The following is a 16355-nucleotide window of genomic DNA, read 5'->3' on the forward strand; positions in this document are numbered from 1 at the left end:
ACGTGAGGGCGAGGACACGGCCCGAAACGCCGGCGGTCGAGGTGGTCGGGCGTTTCGTCGACGAGGAGGTCGGCCCGCACGCGGACGCGTGGGACCGGGCCGAGCGCATCCCCCCGGAGGTGCTGCGGCGGGTGGGGGAGCTGGGACTGTGGGCCCCGTTCCTCCCCGTCGAAGCCGGCGGCGCCGGGCTGGACATGGTCACCCTCGGGCGGCTGCACGAGGAGGCGGGCCGCGGCTGTTCTTCGCTGCGGAGCCTGCTCACCGTGCACACGATGGTGACCGCGACGGTCCACCGCTGGGGTGACGACGAACAGCGCGAGCGCTGGCTGCCCGCGCTGTCCGACGGCGCGACGCTGGGCTCGTTCTGCCTGACCGAACCGGACTTCAGCGGCAGCGACTCGACGGCCGCGGGCACCGTGGCCGTCGCCGAGAACGGCGTCTGGACCCTGCGGGGACGCAAGACCTGGATCACCGGCGGCCAGGTCGCCGGGCTGCTGCTGGTGTTCGCCGGCACGGCCACCGGGATGAGTGCGTTCCTGGTGCCCGCGGAGCATCCGGGGGTCCGGGTGACGCCGGTCCGGCACATGCTCGGCACCACGGCGAGCATGCTGGCGACCATCGAGTTCGACGACGTCCGGCTCGACCCGTCCGCGCTGGTCGGCCCGCCGGGCTGGGCGGCGGGCACGGTGATGACCGGCGCGCTCGACCTCGGGCGCTACAGCGTGGCGTGCGGTTCGGTCGGGATCGTGCGGGCGGCGCTCTCGGCGTCGGCCGCTTACACGTCGGAGCGTTCGGCGGGCGGCGGGCTGCTGCGGGATCTGCCGCAGATCCGCGCCAAGGTCAGCGAGATGGTCACCGCGCGCGACGCCGCGCGCCTGCTGTGCGAGAAGGCCGGACGGCTCAAGGACGCGGGCGATCCGGCGACCATCATGGCGACCTGGGTGGCCAAGTACTTCGCGTCCACGGCCGCGGCCAAGGCGGCTTCGGACGCGGTCCAGATCCACGGCGCGAACGGCTGCGGCCCGGACTATCCGGTGGCACGGCTGTACCGCGACGCGAAAGTCATGGAAATCATCGAGGGCAGCACCCAGATCCAGGAGCTGACCATCGCGGACGAGGCGTACCGGGAGGTGCCGGGATGACCGGGGTACTGGAGAAACCGAAACGCGGCCGCATCAAATGCGTCGTGTGGGATTTGGACAACACACTGTGGGACGGCACCCTGCTGGAGGACGGCGAGGTCACCGTACGCCCGGAGGTCGTGGCGGAGATCAAGCGGCTGGACGAGCTGGGCATCCTGCATTCGGTGGCCAGCCGCAACGACCACGAAGCGGCGATGGCGCGGCTGAAGGCGGCCGGGCTCGACGAGTACTTCCTGTACCCGCAGATCAGCTGGAACCCCAAATCCGGTTCCGTGGAACGGATCGCGAAGGCGCTCAACATCGGTCTCGACGCGATCGCGTTCGTCGACGACCAGCCGTTCGAGCTGGCCGAGGTCGCGCACGCGCTGCCTTCGGTCAAGACCGTCGACGTGGCGAAGCTGGGGGAGGCACTGGCGTCGGAGGAGTTCCGGCCGAAGTTCGTCACCGACGAGTCGCGGGTGCGCCGCGAGCTCTACCGCGCGGCCGCCGTGCGGGAGCAGGTCGAACAGGACCACGAGGGCACCAGCGAGGAGTTCCTGTCCACTTTGGACATGAAGTTCACGATCGCCCGTGCCCAGCGGGAGGATCTGCAGCGGGCCGAGGAACTGACCGTCCGCACGAACCAGCTCAACTCGACCGGCCGGACCTACTCCTACGACGAGCTGGACGAGCTGCGCACCTCGCCGGACCACGTGCTGCTCGTCGCGTCCCTTTCCGACAAGTACGGCGGTTACGGCAAGATCGGCCTGGCGCTGGCCGAACGCGGCGCGCCCGCCTGGCATCTGCGGATGATGCTGATGTCGTGCCGCGTGATGTCGCGCGGGGTCGGCACGGTCCTGCTCAACCACATCATGGGGCTGGCGAAGGAGGACGGCGCGAAACTGCGCGCGGACTTCGTCGAGACCGGCCGCAACCGGGTCATGTACGTGACCTACGCGTTCGCGGGCTTCACCGAGATCTCGCGGGACGGCGACCGGCTCGTCCTGGAATCCGACCTGAGCACGATCCAGCCGCCGCCGCCCTATCTGACGATGGAGCTGCGATGACCGCTCCGAGCACGGCACGTCCCTGGCTGCCCGGCGGGCTCCCGCCGGCCGGGGTGACCAGGCTGTTCTGCTTCCCGCACGCCGGAGCGAGCGCGGCGGTCTACCGGGACTGGGTCCTCGCGGCGGGGGACGAGCTGGTCGTCCTGCCGGTCCAGCTGCCCGGCCGCGCCGAACGCGGTCGCGAGACACCGCACGAAGACGTCGAAAGCCTGGTCGAGGCGGCGATCGAGGGCCTCGGCGACGCGCTCACCGGTGACTTCGCGTTCTTCGGGCACAGCGTCGGCGCCCTGACCGCGTACCTCCTCACCCGCAGGCTCGCCGAGCGTGGGGCCACGCTGCCGAAGCACCTGTTCGTATCCGGGCGGGCGGCCCCGCAGCTGCCCGACACCCGGCTCCAGCTGCGGGCGCTGCCCGACGAGCGGCTCGCCGCCGAACTGCACGCCCTCGGCGGCCTGCCGGACGTCCTGCGCCGCGAGCGCGAGCTGCTGGCGATGTTCCTGCCGCTGATGCGGGCCGATCTGGCCGTCAACGAGACCTACCGGCATGTCCCAGGGGAGCCGTTGCCGGTGCCGCTGACCGTGTTCGGCGGCGACCGCGACCCGCGGGCCGATCTGGACGAGCTGGCGGCGTGGCTCGAACTCGCCACCGACTCGACGATGGTGACCTACCCGGGCGGGCACTTCTATCTCGAGCAGCACAGGACGGCGCTGCTGGACGTGATCCACCGGAAACTGGGCCGATGACCACGCAGTGGTTCTCGGCGTGGAAGCAGCCCTCGGGCGCGCTGGGGGAACGGCTCCGCCCAGGCCGGGACGTGCACGTCTGGCGGGTCGCCCTCGCGCGGGTGCTCGCCCCGGGCTCGTCCGAGGCATACAGTCTGCTCGGCGCCCTCTCCGAAGACGAGCTGCGCCGGGCCGCCGCCATCACGGTGGACGAGGAACGGGCCCGTTTCCTGGCCGCGCACGTCGCGTTGCGCGACATCCTCGCGTCCTACACGGGCACTCCACCGTCCGAGCTGCGGTTCACCCGCGACGGTGACCGGCCTGCCCTGGACGGCACGACCGGGATCGAGTTCAGCCTGTCCCGGTCCGGCACGCTGGCGCTGGTCGCCGTCGCGGACGGCGTCCGGGTCGGCGTGGACGTCGAGGAGGTCCGAGAGGTCGACCACGACGGCCTCGCCGCGCGGGCACTGCGTCCGGAAGAGGCCGCCGCGGTCCGCGAGCCGCTGACCTTCTTCCGGTACTGGACCTGCAAGGAGGCCTACCTCAAGGTCGACGGCACCGGGCTGGCCGGACTGCCGGGGCCCTCCTTCACCCTCACCGGCGGCGACGTCGTACTCGACGGCCGTCCTGAATGGACGATCACGGAACTGGACGCCGGCGCCGGCAACGCGGCCGCGCTGGCCGTCCCGGCGCGCCCGGTCACCGTGCGCGCCTTCGACTGGCTTCCCGGCAGGCGGCGAACGGCCGGGGAGCACCGGAAAGGCGGAGTGAAATGAGCGACCCGAAAGCGGAGCTCGAAGCGTTCATCCAGACCACGGAGTTCAGCTGTCTCGGCGCTCGCGCGGCGTTGAAGAAGGGCTCGATCGTCCACGGTCACTACCCGGCGCTGGGCGATCCGGAGTCGGCGCGTGCCCACTACCGCGACATGCTCGGCTACGCCCGCGACATCCGGCCCACGTTGTCGGACAAGAGTTTCCGCACGTTCGTGTCCACCTTCGAGGAGCCCGGCGGGGTTCTCGGCGAAGAGGAGTACGAACGCCTGTTGTGGCGCCATCTCCAGCTCATCCACGACATCGACAGCCGCACCTACGGCCTCGACGAAGGCGCCACCTCGGATCCCAACGAACCGAACTTCGGGTTCCACGTCGCCGGTCACTCGTTCTTCGTCGTCGGTATGCACCCGGGTTCGTCCCGGGCGAGCCGCCGGTTCTCCCGGCCGGCGATCGCGTTCAACTCGCTGATGCAGTTCATGTTGCTGGGCGACAAGTTCTTCTCGATGCAGGACGCGATCCGTAAACGCGAGACGACCAACAACGGCTCGGTCAACCCGAGCTTCACCACCTACGAGTACCAGATGCCGTCCCGGCACTTCTCCGGGCGGATGACCGAAGAGGACTGGAAGTGCCCGTTCACCTCGCGGCACGAGCCCTCTTCGGTCAAGTACACCTCGGACGTCATGCAGCGCCCCACCGGCTGATCCCGTCACGACAAAGCCCCCGTCCGCTTCGGCGGCCGGGGGCTTTTCGTCTTGCGGCGACCCGTAACTCGCGTGTCCAGAGGCGTAACTCACGTGATCAGAGCCGTAACTCGCGTGCTTGGAGGCGTAACTCACGTGATCACGCGAGTTACGCCTCCAAGCACGCGAGGTACGTGTTCAAGCACGCGAGTTACGTGTTCAAGCACGTGAGTTACGTCTTCTGGCCCGGTGGCATTCCGGTCAGGCGAGGGCTTCGACGCGGCGCGGGGCCGGGCGCCGGAGCAGCGCGGTGCGGGTCGCGCGCGGGATCCGCTGGTAGACCAGCTCCCGCAAGGTCGCGCGGCGGAACGTGTAGCCGTCGTCGTCACGGCGCAGCACCGCGAGGCTCGCAAGCCGGGACAGCGTCCCCTCGATCTCGGCGGTGTCGCGGCCGCAGACCGCGGCGACGTCCTCGGCGGTGAAGGCGTCCCCGGTGAGGCTGGCCGCCTTCAGCAGCGACTTCTCGGCGGCGGGCAGGTTGTCGAGCTGCGCGGCGAGCGCCCGGCGGACCAGCGGCGGCGTCATCGCCTGGCCGAGCCCCGGAAACGGGGTGGTTCGGCCGTGTACCTCCTCGGCGTACGCGTGCGCGAACCTGGGGTTACCGCCGATCCTGGTGATCAGTTCCTGCCTGCCGCGGATGAGCCGGGCGGTGCCGGGCAGCAGCTTGTCGAGCAACTTGCCGACGGCGTCGTCGGCGAGCGGGGCCAGCGTCACCGTCGTGCCGCATCGCTCGCCGTGTTCGGCTTCCAACAGCCCGGGCCGCGCGGACGCGACGATCAGCACCGGCAGCCCGGCGCAGGCTTCACCGAGCCTGTCGACGGAGTCGCGGGTCTCGGAGTCGGCGCGGTGCAGGTCATCGGCCAGCACGACCAGCGGCCCGTAGGCGGTCAGTTCGGTGGCAGCGGCCCGAAGCGCCGCGTCACCGCCCTCGGTACGGAGCCGGGACGCGGTCTGGGGGAGGAGCCCGGGAACGACGGCGAACGCCTCGGTGACGTCGGCCCCGGCGTCCAGTACCCGGATCCGCGGCTGCTCGGACAGGGTCTCGGCGAACTCGGCGAGGAGTCGTGTCTTGCCGATCCCGGGCTCGCCGAACACCGTCACCCGATGCGGGCGCCGGCCGCGCTCGACGAAACCGAGAAGGTGGGTCAGCAGGTCGCGGTCATGGTCCCGGCCGACGAAGCCGCCGGGATCGGCGGGTTCGGCGATCGGATGCTGACGGGCCGAGACGGCGTGCCACCAGCCAGGCGAGTCTTCGGATGCTTCGTGCACCACGGCGGGCTCGGAGGCTTCGCGGACCGCGTCCGACACGCGGATCCGGCCTTCGGGCGCGCGCAGGGCCGAGCGGACACAGCGGTCCAGCACGGGACCCGCCACCTGCCCGGGGCCGTCGGCGGTGAACTCGACGAGGACGTCGCCGCTGTCGACCCCGATCTGGGTCGCGATCCCGGCCGTGGCCAGCCGGTCGAGGATCCGCAACGCCGTCCGGGTCGCGTGGACGGCGTCGTCGTCACCGGTCCGGGGAAGACCGAACAGGGCCAGCACGACCGGCCCCGACTCGCCGGGCAGATAGGCGCCCGCGGCGATGGCTTCCTCCTCGACGACGGTCCGCAACCGCGCCTGCGCCTCGACGGCTTCTTCCGGGTCGTCGTCCGGCGTGGCGAGGGCGACCCCGACCGCGACGACCGGCTTCCGTTCGCTCTCGACGGGTTCCGTACGAGGCAAGGCGATCACCGGCGCGGGTGTGAAGGGCAGCGGCTCGACCACCGGAGCGGGCTCGGGTTCGGGACGCGGCGCCGGATCCGGCCGCCGGGTGAGCAGGGTTTCGTCGTGCTGGAGGATCGCGCGTTCGAGCTCGCGCAGCTCCTTGCCCGGCTCCAGGCCCAGCCCCTCGGCGAGGCTGGCCCGCGTGGCGCGGTAGACCTCGAGCGCGTCCACGTGACGGCCGCAGCGGTAGAGCGCGGTCATCAGCTGGGCGTTGAGCCGCTCGCGGTTCGGGTTGGCCTCCGCCAGCCCGCGCAGATCGGCGAGCACCTCGTGGTGGTGCCCGCGGTCCAGCTCCAGCCCGAAAAGATCCTCGTGGACGGCGATCCGCTGGTCCTCCAGCGCGACCAGCTCGGGCCACACCACACCGGTCTCGGTGAGGTCGGCGAGCACCGGGCCACGCCACAGCGAGAGCGCGTCGCGATAAGCCGACACGGCCTGCTCGACGTCACCCGCCGCCTGCGCCGTCCGCCCTTCGGTGGCGAGCCGCCGGAACCGGGCGGCGTCGACCTGCTCGCTGTCGACGCGCAGCAGGTAACCGGGCGCGTGCGTGAGCAGCATCGCCTGCTCGGTGGCGCCGGTCCGCTGGGCCAGCGTCGAGCGCAGCCCCGAAACGGCGTTCTGCACCATCTTGCGCGCGGTGGCCGGGATCTCGTCCGCCCAGATCGCCTGCAGCAGCGTGCTGGTGGCGATGACCTCGTTGTGCCGCAACAGCAGATAGGCGAGCACGGCCCGCTGGGTCGCCCCGCGCAACACGACCGGACGTCCGTCGTGCACGACGTTGAAGGGGCCGAGGAGGTCGAAACGCACGGGGTCACCACCTTGTTCGGGACTTGCGAAGACGATCTCCACCGTGGCCCCGCACCCCGCCCCCGGACAACGCCGCGGCGCGGATACTGGCTCGGTGCCAGTGGCACCCGAGAACGATGCCAGTTACCGCCCGATGTGTTGACTGTGGACGTTCGCACCTGCTAGACGCGTGCGCCCCACCCCGCATTCAGTCCTCTGAATGCGTCAGGTCAGGTATTCGCCGGTCAGGATCGCCGCCGCGAGTTCCACCCTGGACGTGTACCCGGTCCGCGAGAAAAGCCTGCTGAGCCTGCCCTCCACGCTCTTCTCGCTCGTTTCGAGGACGACCGCCAGCTGACGGTTGGTGAGGCCCTCGGCGACGAGGATCGCCAGCAGACGCTCGTTCTCGGCGGTCGTCTCCGTCCGGCCGGGCCCGGCGAAGCCGTTGTCGCGCAACAGTTTCCGCACCCGACCACGCCAGTACCAGGCGTCGACCTCGCCGAACAGTTCGTACGCCTCGGTCCACGACTGCTCCGGCCGGTGCCCGGCGAGGCCCGCCCGAAGGAGCGTCATCGCCGACTCGTAGGGAACGTCCAGGCGTTCGCGCGCGATGGCCGCGGCGCGCCGGGCCGAGGCGGGTTCGCGATGCACCGCCGCGCGAGCGAGGTAGTGATTCTGGTGCGCGCGGGCGGTGTCGAGCTGGGTCGCCGTGCGCGCGGAGCGCCGCACCCAATGTTCACCTTCGCGTTGTTTGTTTCGCGCCAGCGCGGAGCGCGCCAGATCGGCCCAGAGGTCTTCGGTGCCCAGGAGATAGCCGCCCGCGTCGGCGCTGCGCGCCGCGGAGTACAGCAACGCGTCCGCGCCTTCGGTGTCACCGAGTTTGCTGAGCACGCTGGATTCGGCGAGATCGATCGTGTGCCGGATCCCGGCCGGGCGGCTGTCGGCGGCCAGCGCCCTGGCCCTGGAGAGCCTGCCCTGCGCGCCGAGGATCCGGATCGCGCATTGCGTCAGCAGGCAGTGCAGCGGCCGGGCCGGATCGGTGCCGCCCAGTATCGTCCGCCGGGCCAGTTCCATCGCCTCCGGCCAGTCCCCGCCGAGGTAGTTCAGCGCGAACAGATTGGGCCCCGGCAACTGGTCCATGCTCATCCCGGCCTCGGTGATCAGCCGCCGCGCCTGCCGGAGTTCTCCCAGTTGCAGCAGCATCTCCACCTCGAACCGGCGCTGTTCGATGCGGTACTGCGGAAGATGCGCCGCCCGCCACAGTTCCGGATGCGCGATGAGCGCATGCAGCTGGGACGTGTCGCCTAGCACGACCCCACAGGCCGCGAGGAAGATCATGCCGAAGTCCGCGGTGATGTCGTTGCTGCCGGTCCACACCGCGCGCGCTCGCTCCAGCAGGTCGCGCGCCTCGATCCACCGATGGCTCAGCACGAGGGCATAGGCCCGGTTGATGACCATCAGCGCCGGGTCGTCCGGGAGCACCGGCGACGCGCCAGCGGCGATCTCGGCGAGCTCACCGAGGTCGCCACGGGCGGCGAGCCCGGAGATGAACACGACCGAAAGTTCCTGTGCCTCCGCGGGTTCGAGGTGGCCGAGATGTTTGCAGAGCACCTGCCGCGCGCAGTCCCCGGCCTCGGCCGCCCGGTAGTGCAACGCCTTCGCCGCGCTCAACAGCATCAGCACGACCGTCCGCGCCGGCGGTTCGGTCACCCAGGACAGCGTCGCGTGGAGCCAGCGTTCCGCCTTCGCGCCGTCGGTGAACAGGACACGCTTGCCGTTCTCGAGGAGTTCGCGCGACGCGCGGCTCGTGTCGACGAGCGACCCGGCCTGGGTGATCCAGTCGAGCACCACGTCCGGATCCGACGCGGACGCGGAACCGGACCACACCGCCTGGACCGCTTGCGCGGCCAGGCTGCGCGAGGCGTACGGCCCGATCTTCGTCAGCAGGGCGTCTCGTACGGCGGGGACCCGGAACCGGTGCCCGCCGTCGTGCTCCCGCACCAGGACACGTTCGGCGACGAGCCTGCCGAGCGCCGCCCGGAGATCGTCCTCGCGCCAGCCGAGCGCGGTCGCGGCCAGGCCGGGGGCGGCGGTGCCGAGCGGGCAGAGCACCGCCATCGTCTCGGCCACTTCCCTGACGCCGCCACCGGCCTCGGTCACCGCCAGCAGGAGTGGATGCTCCTCGGTGGCCACCGGCTGGTCGACCCGCTCGACGCGATACGCCGTGCGGTCGACGATCCGCAGGGCCCCGGCCGCCCGGTAGCCGCGCACGAGCGCGGTCAGAGCGGCGGGATTGCCCCGGGCGGCGGTGTGCAGCTCGCTCACCAGGCCGTCGTTCGGCAAGGCCGAGACCAGTCCCGTCAGCAGTGACCGCGATTGCGCACGCGAAAGGGGCCGGAGGAACCGCAATTTCGCGCGCCCGCTCGCCACGAGCCGGGCGAAGGCGCCCTTCAATGCCGGACTCTCGGACAGGTCGTCGCCAGCGCCGATCCGCACCGTCGCGACCACGCTGATCGGTGTCTCCGCCGTGCAACGGTGCAGCAGCGCGCTCACCAGCCGGGCGGTGTGCTCGTCGAGCCACTGCGCGTCGTCGACCAGGACCACCAGCGGCGTCTGGACACGGAGGAGCGCGAACACGGCGGTCGCGATCTTCGCGACGGTCTCCGGGGTCGGCGTGGTCTCACCCGCCCTGGCGAGCATGGCCAGCACGGAACGCCGTGCGGGCTCCTCCTCGGCCCGGTCGCCGCCGAGCAGGACGAGCAGCCGGAAGATCACCCCGTACGGGAGCGTCCGGTCGAGCTCGGCCAGCCGCACCACCAGCACCTTGGCCGACGGGGTGAGCTCCTCGGCGAGCTTGTCCAGCACCGTGCCGCGGCCGCAGCCCGGCTCCCCGGCGAGCACCGTCAGCGGGGTCGTACCAAGCGCGGCTTCGTCCCGCAGGATCCCGACCTCCCCGACGCGGACGTCCGCCCATGGTCCGGTCCCGGCGCCCGGGTGCCTGGTACTCATGCGCCCAGTTCACCAGGACGGGGCCGGGCCGGCCGTCACCCAACCGTATGAATCGGGCGATCGAGGCCCTCCCGTGCGCCCAGTGGCCGGTGATCACTCCCGGGAACCGGCGGTTACCCGGCCGTCGACAAACCGGCCGGTATGCTGAGTGTCCGCACGAGAAGGGGCCGGCCATGACACGAGCGACCACCAGGAAGGCCGAGGCCGTCGGCGAGGACCAGGCCGCCGTCCCGCGCCGTCTGCTGTCGCACGCCACGAAGCTCTTCGCGAAGAAGGGTTTCGACCGCACCTCCGTGCAGGAGATCGTCGAGGCCGCCGGGGTCACCAAGGGCGCGATGTACCACTACTTCGGCTCCAAGGACGACCTCCTTTACGAGATCTACGCCCGGGTGCTGCGCGCGCAGACCGAGCAACTGGAAAAAGTGGTTTCGAGCGAGGCACCGCTGCGGGAACGGTTGCGTTCCGCCGCCTCCGACGTCGTCGTCAGCACGATCGACAACCTCGACGACAACACGATCTTCATGCAGTCCATGCACCAGCTCAGCGTGGAGAAGCAGAAGGCCGTGCGCGCGGAACGCCGCAAGTACCACGAGCGCTTCCGCACGCTAATCGAGGAAGGCCAGGAGTCCGGCGAGTTCCGCGCGGACAAACCGGCCGACGTGATCGTCGACTTCTTCTTCGGGTCGGTGCACCACCTCGGTTCGTGGTACCGGCGTGGCGGCGCGCTCTCGGCCCGCCAGATCGGCGACCATTTCGCCGATCTGCTGCTGGCCGCGCTGCGACCCGAGTAGCGCTCAGCCCGGCGGCGCGGACACGAGCCGCTCGGCGAACCAGTCTTCGCGGCGTTCGAGCACCGTCCCCACCTCCCACTCGGACGCGAGGGCGAGCAGATCCGTCGCCACGTCTTCGGCGGCTTCGGGCGGCCAGCCCTGAGCGGCCAGACTCGACCGCAACGCGTCGGCGTAGTCGGAAAAGGTGAAGCCGGGCAGGTCCGCGACGAGCGCCGTCGTCGTTCCGCGGTGCGAGCTCAGCCCACCGAACGCCCGGCCGCAGCCGCAGCGGGAATCGGGCGAACTCTCGCCGTCGCCGCAGGGCGGGGCGACCCAGAGCAGCTCGCCTTCCACGCAGTGATCGAAATCGTTCTCCCGCGCGCCCTGGGTCTTCGCGGTGGCCACGAGCAGTTTCATGCTGACTCCCTGTTCGATCGGATGTTCGAACAGTTGTACCGGCGGGGTCCGACAGTTTCCGGGACGGGCCCCGCCGGGCGGGTCAGGCGGGCAGATCGATCAGCGGCGCGAGGGCGGCGCGATGCCGCCCAGGAGTGCCGAACGCGATCTCGTCGCTCTTCGCGCGCTTCAGGTACAAGTGCGCGGGGTGCTCCCAGGTCATGCCGATCCCGCCGTGCAACTGGATCGCCTCTTCGGCGGCGTGGACGGCGATGGGGGAGTTACGGGCCTGTGCGACCGCGACGGCGATCGCGATGTCGTCGCCGGAAGCCAGGCAGTCGGCGGCGTAGCGCGCGGTCGCCCTGGCGTTGACCAGATCCGTGTACAGGTTCGCCAGCCGGTGCTTCAGCGACTGGAACGAACCGACCTGACGGCCGAACTGGTAGCGCTCCTTGAGATAGCGCACCGTTTCGGTCAGCGCCCATTCGGCGATCCCGAGCTGTTCCGAGGCGAGCAGCCCCGCCGCGGTCACGAGTGCCGTGTCGAGCGCGGACGCCGCCTCCGAGCCGCCGGCGACGCGTTTCGCGGCCACGTTCTCCAAGGTGACGTCGGCGATGCGCCGGGTGAGGTCGAGGGAAATCGCCTCGGCGACCGTCACCCCCGACGCCGATGCGTCGATCGTGTACAGGCCGGGGCCGTCGGGCCCCACCGCCGGGACGACGATCAGTTCGGCCACCGAAGCATCGACGACGCTGCGGACCTGGCCGCTGAGCGTGCCGTCGGCAGCCGCCGTGACCGTCGAGGGGAACCCGGCGCCGGGCGCTGTCGACAGCGGGATCGCCAGCGCGCCGATGAGCGTGCCCGCGGCCAGTTTCCCGAGTGGCTCGGCCACTTCCGCCTGCGACGTGTCGGCCACCAGCAGGGCCGACGTCGCCAGGACGGCGCTGCCGAGATAGGGGACAGGGGCGACGCTGCGCCCGAGTTCCTCCATCACGACGGCGACTTCCCGTGCCGAAGCGCCGTGCCCGCCCAGCGCCTCCGGGACGGCGAGGCCCGCCGTGCCGAGGTCGGCGGCGAGCGTGCGCCACAGCTTCAGGTCGTACGGTTCCGCCGTCTCGGTCCTGGCGATCAGGGCCGCCGGTTCCGCCCGATCGGAGAACAGATCGCGGACGCTGGCGCGAAGGTCCTCTTCGACCTCGGAATACAGCAGGTCGGTCATCGGGGCAGGTCCTTCCAGGCGACGTCCTTGTCGATCCGCGGCTCGGACGGCAGCCCCAGCACGCGCTCGGCGATGATGTTGCGCAGGACCTCCGAGGTGCCGCCCTCGATGGAGTTGCCCTTCGCGCGCAGGTAGCGGTAACCGGCCTCGCGGCCGAGGAAGTTCACGCCGTCGGGACGCCGCATCGTCCAGTCGTCGTACCGCAGGCCCTCGTCGCCGAGCAGCTCGATCTCCAGCCCGGAAGCGGCCTGGTTCAGCTCGGAGAACGCGACCTTGACCGCGGACCCCTCCGGTCCCGGCGCGCCCGCGGCGAGCTGCTGGCGCAGCCGCGAACTCACCAGCCGCAGGCTTTCGCCCTCCACCCACAGCTTCAGCAGCCTGTCGTGCAGTTCGGACGTGCGCAGCTCCGGGCGCTCCCGCCAGGTCTGCGCGACGACGCCGACCATGCCGCCGTCGCGCGGGAACTCGGTGCCGCCGATGGCGACGCGTTCGTTCATCAGCGTGGTCTGCGCGACCTTCCAGCCCTCGCCGACCGCGCCGAGGCGGTGCGCGTCGGGGATGCGGACCTCGCTGAGGAAGACCTCGTTGAACTCGGCCTCGCCGGTGATCTGGCGCAGCGGCCGGACCTCGACGCCGGGGGCGGTCATGTCGCACAGGAAGTACGTCATGCCACGGTGTTTCGGCACGTCGGGGTCGGTGCGGGTGACCAGGATCGCCCACTGCGACTTGTGCGCGCCCGACGTCCAGACCTTCTGGCCGGTGACCACCCAGTCGTCGCCGTCGCGGACGGCCCGGGTGCCCAGCGCGGCCAGGTCGGATCCGGCGCCCGGCTCACTGAACAGCTGGCACCACACCTCGCGCTCGGTCCACAGTGGACGAAGGAAGCGCCGGTGCTGTTCCGGGGTGCCGAAGGCGAGGATGGTCGGCGCGGCCATGCCGAGGCCGATCCCGATCCGCCGTTTGTCGTTGTCCGGCGCGCCCGCCGCGGCGAGCTCTTTGTCCACAACGGACTGAAGGGATCGCGGCGCGTTCAGGCCGCCGAGGCCTTCGGGGAAGTGGATCCATGCCAGCCCGGCGTCGAACCGCGTGTCGAGGAAGTCCTGACGTGGCGTGCTTTCCGGCGGATACGCGGCCAGCAGCTCGGCCACGCGCCGCTTGAGATCGTCCACAGTGGTCATGTTTTCGAATGTCACCGTGTCACCTCTCCGCGGTACTTCTTCAGCTCGCGGTGCGCCAGCGAGCGCTTGTGCACCTCGTCCGGCCCGTCGGCGAGCCGCAGCGTCCGCACCTGCGCCCACATCTCGGCGACCGGGAAGTCCTGGCTGACGCCACCGGCGCCGAACAGCTGCACGGCCTTGTCGAGGATCCACTCGACGGTGATCGGCGTGGAGATCTTGATCGCCTGGATCTCGGTGTGCGCGCCCTGGTTGCCGACCGTGTCCATCAGCCACGCGGTCTTGAGCACCAGCAGGCGCTGCTGCTCGATCTTGACCCGCGCCTCGGCGATCCAGTCCTGCACCACACCCTGTTCGGCGATCGGCTTGCCGAACGTCTCGCGCGAAAGCGCCCGGCGGCACATCAGTTCCAGCGCGCGCTCGGCCATGCCGATGGCGCGCATGCAGTGGTGGATCCGCCCCGGTCCGAGGCGGGCCTGTGCGATGGCGAACCCGTCACCCTCGCCGGCGATGAGGTTCTCCGCGGGCACGCGGACGTCCTCGAAGACCACTTCGGCGTGGCCGCCGTGATCGCCGTCGGTGTAGCCGAACACGTGCATACCGCGTTTCACGGTCATACCCGGGGTGTCGCGGGGGACCAGGATCATGCTCTGCTGCTTGTGCGGCGGGCCGTCCGGATCGGTCTTGCCCATCACGATGAAGATCTTGCAGTTCGGGTTCATCGCGCCGGAGATGTACCACTTCCGGCCGTTGACGACGTACTCGTCGCCGTCGCGGCGGATGCTGGTGGCGATGTTGCGCGCGTCGGAGGAGGCGACGTCGGGTTCGGTCATCGCGAAGGCGGACCGGATCTCGCCGTCCAGCAACGGCTGGAGCCACTGCTTCTTCTGCTGCTCGGTGCCGAACATGGTCAGGACTTCCATGTTCCCGGTGTCCGGCGCCGCGCAGTTCAGCGCGGTCGGCGCGAGCCGGAGGCTGCGGCCGGTGATCTCGGCGAGCGGCGCGTACTGCAGGTTCGTCAGCCCCGCGCCGTGGTCACCGGGGAGGAAGAAGTTCCACAGCCCGCGTTTGCGGGCCTCGGCCTTGAGTTCTTCGACGATCGGCGGCTGCGACCATTCGCTGTCGCGCTCGGCCAGCTGAGCCTCGAAGACGGCCTCGGCCGGGTAGATGTGCGAATCCATGAACTCGAGGAGTTTTCCCCGCAGTTCCTCGGTTTTCGCGTCGAAGGCGAAGTCCATCGCTATCCCTCTTCCTTGAGAGTCTCATTGCCGTGCGCGATCAACGGGACGACGCCGGAGCCGATGCCGTCGAATCCGGCGCCGACGGTCTGTCCCTTGCTGTAGCGGAGGTGGATGCCTTCCAGGATCACCGCGAGTTTGAAGAACGCGAAGCTCACGTACCAGTTGAGCCGGGAGACGTCGCGCCCGGAACGCTCGGCGTACCGCGCGATGACCTCGTCGTTGCGCGGATAACCCGGCGCCGAGCTGGCATTGGACACGAACTGCAGCGAGACCTTGTCGCGTTCGGCGTAGGCCACCAGCAGCGCGAGGTCGGTCAGCGGGTCGCCGAGGGTGGACATCTCCCAGTCCAGCACCGCGGTGATCCGGTCGTCCGCGTTCACCAGCACGTTGTCCAGGCGGTAATCGCCGTGGACGATCGACGGCTTGCCCGATTCGGGGACCGACGAGGCGAGCCGGTCGTGGAGCTCGTCGACGCCGGGGAGGTCGCGGCTGCGGTTGCCGTCGAGCTGCTTCTTCCAGCGTCGCAACTGGCGTTCGAGGAAACCCTCCGGGCGGCCGAAATCACCAAGCCCCACCGATTCCGGATCGACGGCGTGCAGGGCGACCAGGGTGTCGACCAGTTCCTCCGCGATCGCCTTTGTCCGGGCGGGGCCGAGTGCGGCGAGCTCGGTGTCGGAGCGGAAAGGCGTGCCCTCCACGAACTCCATCACGTAGAACCGCGAGCCGATGACGTCGGTGTCCTCGCACAGCAGCACGGTTTCCGGCACCGGGACCGCCGTGCCGTGCAGCCCGGTGATCACCCGGTACTCGCGGCCCATGTCGTGCGCGGTCGGCAGGACGTGGCCCAGCGGCGGGCGGCGGACCACCCAGCGGGACCGGCCGTCGCCCACTATGTAGGTGAGGTTGGACCGGCCCCCCTCCACGACCTGGCCGCTCAGTTCGCCCTGGACGAGACCGGGCCGGTACTCGTCCAGATGGGCCTTGAGCCTGGCCAGGTCGAGGCCCGGCAGGTCGGACTGGTTCATGGTGCCTCCAGCGCTCGCTTTCCGGTTACAGTACCGACCAGTCGGTATGTCGGGTAGTGGTGGTCCGGCGAGGTGCCGGACGTCACCTTGTCAGGCGATCAGCCGGACGACCATCTCCGCGACGCACGCCGGTTTGGGTTCGCCGTCGATCTCGATCGTCCATTTGACGACGGCTTGCTTGCCACCGGCGACGTCGGTGACCTCGACCAGCTCGGCACCCGCCCGGATCTTCGCGCCGACCTTGACCGGCTGGGGGAACCGGACCTTGTTCAGCCCGTAGTTGATGCCCATCGTGAGCCCGTTGACCCGGTAGAGCTTCCCGACGAAGCCCGAAATGAGCGACAGCGTCAGGAAACCGTGGGCGATCGGGCCGCCGAACGGGCCCTCGGCGGCCTTCTCGACGTCGACGTGGATCCACTGGTGGTCGTCGGTGGCGTCGGCGAACAGGTTCACCCGGTCCTGGGTGAGCGTCAGCCAGTCGCTGTAGCCGAAGTGCTCGCCGACGGCGTTCTCGAACTCCTGCAGGGAGGCGAATTCGCGCATG

At 70.4% G+C, this 16355-nt stretch carries 14 protein-coding genes; 6 read left to right on the forward strand and 8 right to left on the reverse strand.

Translation table 11 applies throughout. The features are described 5' to 3' along the window. Nucleotides 1–2 precede the first annotated feature (2 nt). The 5 genes from ACZ1DY_RS17095 to gntA are packed head-to-tail and all read left to right on the forward strand — an operon-like array spanning nt 3 to nt 4387. Entirely contained in the window at nt 3–1142 is a 1140-nt protein-coding gene (locus ACZ1DY_RS17095; protein WP_465484926.1) for an acyl-CoA dehydrogenase family protein, read from the forward strand. Next, on the forward strand, nt 1139–2188 hold the full coding sequence (locus ACZ1DY_RS17100) for an HAD-IIIC family phosphatase (RefSeq protein WP_126735803.1): 1050 nt from the start codon (nt 1139–1141) through the stop codon (nt 2186–2188). Before ACZ1DY_RS17095 ends, ACZ1DY_RS17100 begins: the two co-directional genes overlap by 4 nt. Then, nucleotides 2185–2931 carry a thioesterase II family protein gene (locus tag ACZ1DY_RS17105; RefSeq protein ID WP_465484927.1) on the forward strand — a complete coding sequence of 249 codons (747 nt, stop codon included), beginning with the start codon at nt 2185–2187 and terminating at the stop codon, nt 2929–2931. The genes ACZ1DY_RS17100 and ACZ1DY_RS17105 overlap by 4 nt, the downstream gene beginning before the upstream one ends. Continuing rightward, on the forward strand, nt 2928–3686 hold the full coding sequence (locus ACZ1DY_RS17110; RefSeq protein ID WP_465484928.1) for a 4'-phosphopantetheinyl transferase family protein: 759 nt from the start codon (nt 2928–2930) through the stop codon (nt 3684–3686). The genes ACZ1DY_RS17105 and ACZ1DY_RS17110 overlap by 4 nt, the downstream gene beginning before the upstream one ends. Then, nucleotides 3683–4387 (forward strand): guanitoxin biosynthesis heme-dependent pre-guanitoxin N-hydroxylase GntA, encoded by a 705-nt coding sequence (gene gntA / locus ACZ1DY_RS17115; protein WP_126735805.1) that lies wholly within the window; start codon nt 3683–3685, stop codon nt 4385–4387. The genes ACZ1DY_RS17110 and gntA overlap by 4 nt, the downstream gene beginning before the upstream one ends. 240 nt (nt 4388–4627) lie before the next feature. Here gntA and ACZ1DY_RS17120 read toward each other — a convergent pair whose 3' ends face one another. Continuing rightward, nucleotides 4628–6997: a BTAD domain-containing putative transcriptional regulator gene (locus ACZ1DY_RS17120; protein WP_465484929.1), complete on the reverse strand. Its 2370-nt coding sequence runs from the start codon at nt 6995–6997 to the stop codon at nt 4628–4630. Nucleotides 6998–7201: 204 nt separating this feature from the next. After that, nucleotides 7202–9985: an AAA family ATPase gene (locus tag ACZ1DY_RS17125; protein ID WP_465484930.1), complete on the reverse strand. Its 2784-nt coding sequence runs from the start codon at nt 9983–9985 to the stop codon at nt 7202–7204. A 173-nt stretch (nt 9986–10158) separates the two neighbouring features. On the opposite strand from ACZ1DY_RS17125, the gene ACZ1DY_RS17130 reads away from it, so the two are divergent. After that, nucleotides 10159–10776, forward strand: a complete 618-nt coding sequence (locus tag ACZ1DY_RS17130) for a TetR/AcrR family transcriptional regulator (protein ID WP_126735808.1) — start codon at nt 10159–10161, stop codon at nt 10774–10776. Between the two features lie 3 nt (nt 10777–10779). Here the strand turns inward: ACZ1DY_RS17130 and ACZ1DY_RS17135 are convergent, their stop codons facing one another. The 6 genes from ACZ1DY_RS17135 to ACZ1DY_RS17160 form a co-directional block, all read right to left on the reverse strand. After that, a complete protein-coding gene (locus tag ACZ1DY_RS17135) occupies nt 10780–11172 on the reverse strand; it encodes a DUF7715 family protein (RefSeq protein ID WP_126735809.1) in 393 nt (130 codons plus the stop codon). 82 nt (nt 11173–11254) lie between these two features. Continuing rightward, nucleotides 11255–12370: an acyl-CoA dehydrogenase family protein gene (locus ACZ1DY_RS17140; protein WP_257487640.1), complete on the reverse strand. Its 1116-nt coding sequence runs from the start codon at nt 12368–12370 to the stop codon at nt 11255–11257. Beyond that, entirely contained in the window at nt 12367–13548 is a 1182-nt protein-coding gene (locus tag ACZ1DY_RS17145; RefSeq protein WP_465485676.1) for an acyl-CoA dehydrogenase family protein, read from the reverse strand. Before ACZ1DY_RS17145 ends, ACZ1DY_RS17140 begins: the two co-directional genes overlap by 4 nt. An 11-nt stretch (nt 13549–13559) precedes the next feature. Further along, the gene (locus tag ACZ1DY_RS17150; RefSeq protein WP_257487639.1) at nt 13560–14783 is read right to left on the reverse strand and encodes an acyl-CoA dehydrogenase family protein; all 1224 of its coding nucleotides are present in this window, start codon (nt 14781–14783) and stop codon (nt 13560–13562) included. A 2-nt stretch (nt 14784–14785) separates the two neighbouring features. Further along, nucleotides 14786–15811, reverse strand: coding sequence for a phosphotransferase family protein (locus tag ACZ1DY_RS17155; RefSeq protein WP_465484931.1), 1026 nt, complete (start codon nt 15809–15811; stop codon nt 14786–14788). Nucleotides 15812–15901: 90 nt separating this feature from the next. Continuing rightward, nucleotides 15902–16354, reverse strand: coding sequence for a MaoC family dehydratase (locus ACZ1DY_RS17160; protein WP_126735814.1), 453 nt, complete (start codon nt 16352–16354; stop codon nt 15902–15904). Nucleotide 16355 lies beyond the last annotated feature (1 nt).

This window comes from Amycolatopsis sp. PSD-21 (assembly GCF_055561455.1).

Excerpts from the sequence above, each read along its gene's own strand:
- ACZ1DY_RS17125 (WP_465484930.1), bottom strand. The coding sequence starts at position 9,985 with ATGAGTACCAGGCACCCGGGCGCCGGGACCGGACCATGGGCGGACGTC.
- ACZ1DY_RS17145 (WP_465485676.1), bottom strand. The coding sequence starts at position 13,548 with ATGACCACTGTGGACGATCTCAAGCGGCGCGTGGCCGAGCTGCTGGCC.
- ACZ1DY_RS17135 (WP_126735809.1), bottom strand. The coding sequence starts at position 11,172 with ATGAAACTGCTCGTGGCCACCGCGAAGACCCAGGGCGCGCGGGAGAAC.
- ACZ1DY_RS17110 (WP_465484928.1), top strand. The coding sequence starts at position 2,928 with ATGACCACGCAGTGGTTCTCGGCGTGGAAGCAGCCCTCGGGCGCGCTG.
- ACZ1DY_RS17155 (WP_465484931.1), bottom strand. The coding sequence starts at position 15,811 with ATGAACCAGTCCGACCTGCCGGGCCTCGACCTGGCCAGGCTCAAGGCC.
- ACZ1DY_RS17130 (WP_126735808.1), top strand. The coding sequence starts at position 10,159 with ATGACACGAGCGACCACCAGGAAGGCCGAGGCCGTCGGCGAGGACCAG.
- ACZ1DY_RS17105 (WP_465484927.1), top strand. The coding sequence starts at position 2,185 with ATGACCGCTCCGAGCACGGCACGTCCCTGGCTGCCCGGCGGGCTCCCG.
- ACZ1DY_RS17100 (WP_126735803.1), top strand. The coding sequence starts at position 1,139 with ATGACCGGGGTACTGGAGAAACCGAAACGCGGCCGCATCAAATGCGTC.
- ACZ1DY_RS17150 (WP_257487639.1), bottom strand. The coding sequence starts at position 14,783 with ATGGACTTCGCCTTCGACGCGAAAACCGAGGAACTGCGGGGAAAACTC.
- ACZ1DY_RS17160 (WP_126735814.1), bottom strand. The coding sequence starts at position 16,354 with ATGCGCGAATTCGCCTCCCTGCAGGAGTTCGAGAACGCCGTCGGCGAG.
- ACZ1DY_RS17140 (WP_257487640.1), bottom strand. The coding sequence starts at position 12,370 with ATGACCGACCTGCTGTATTCCGAGGTCGAAGAGGACCTTCGCGCCAGC.
- gntA (WP_126735805.1), top strand. The coding sequence starts at position 3,683 with ATGAGCGACCCGAAAGCGGAGCTCGAAGCGTTCATCCAGACCACGGAG.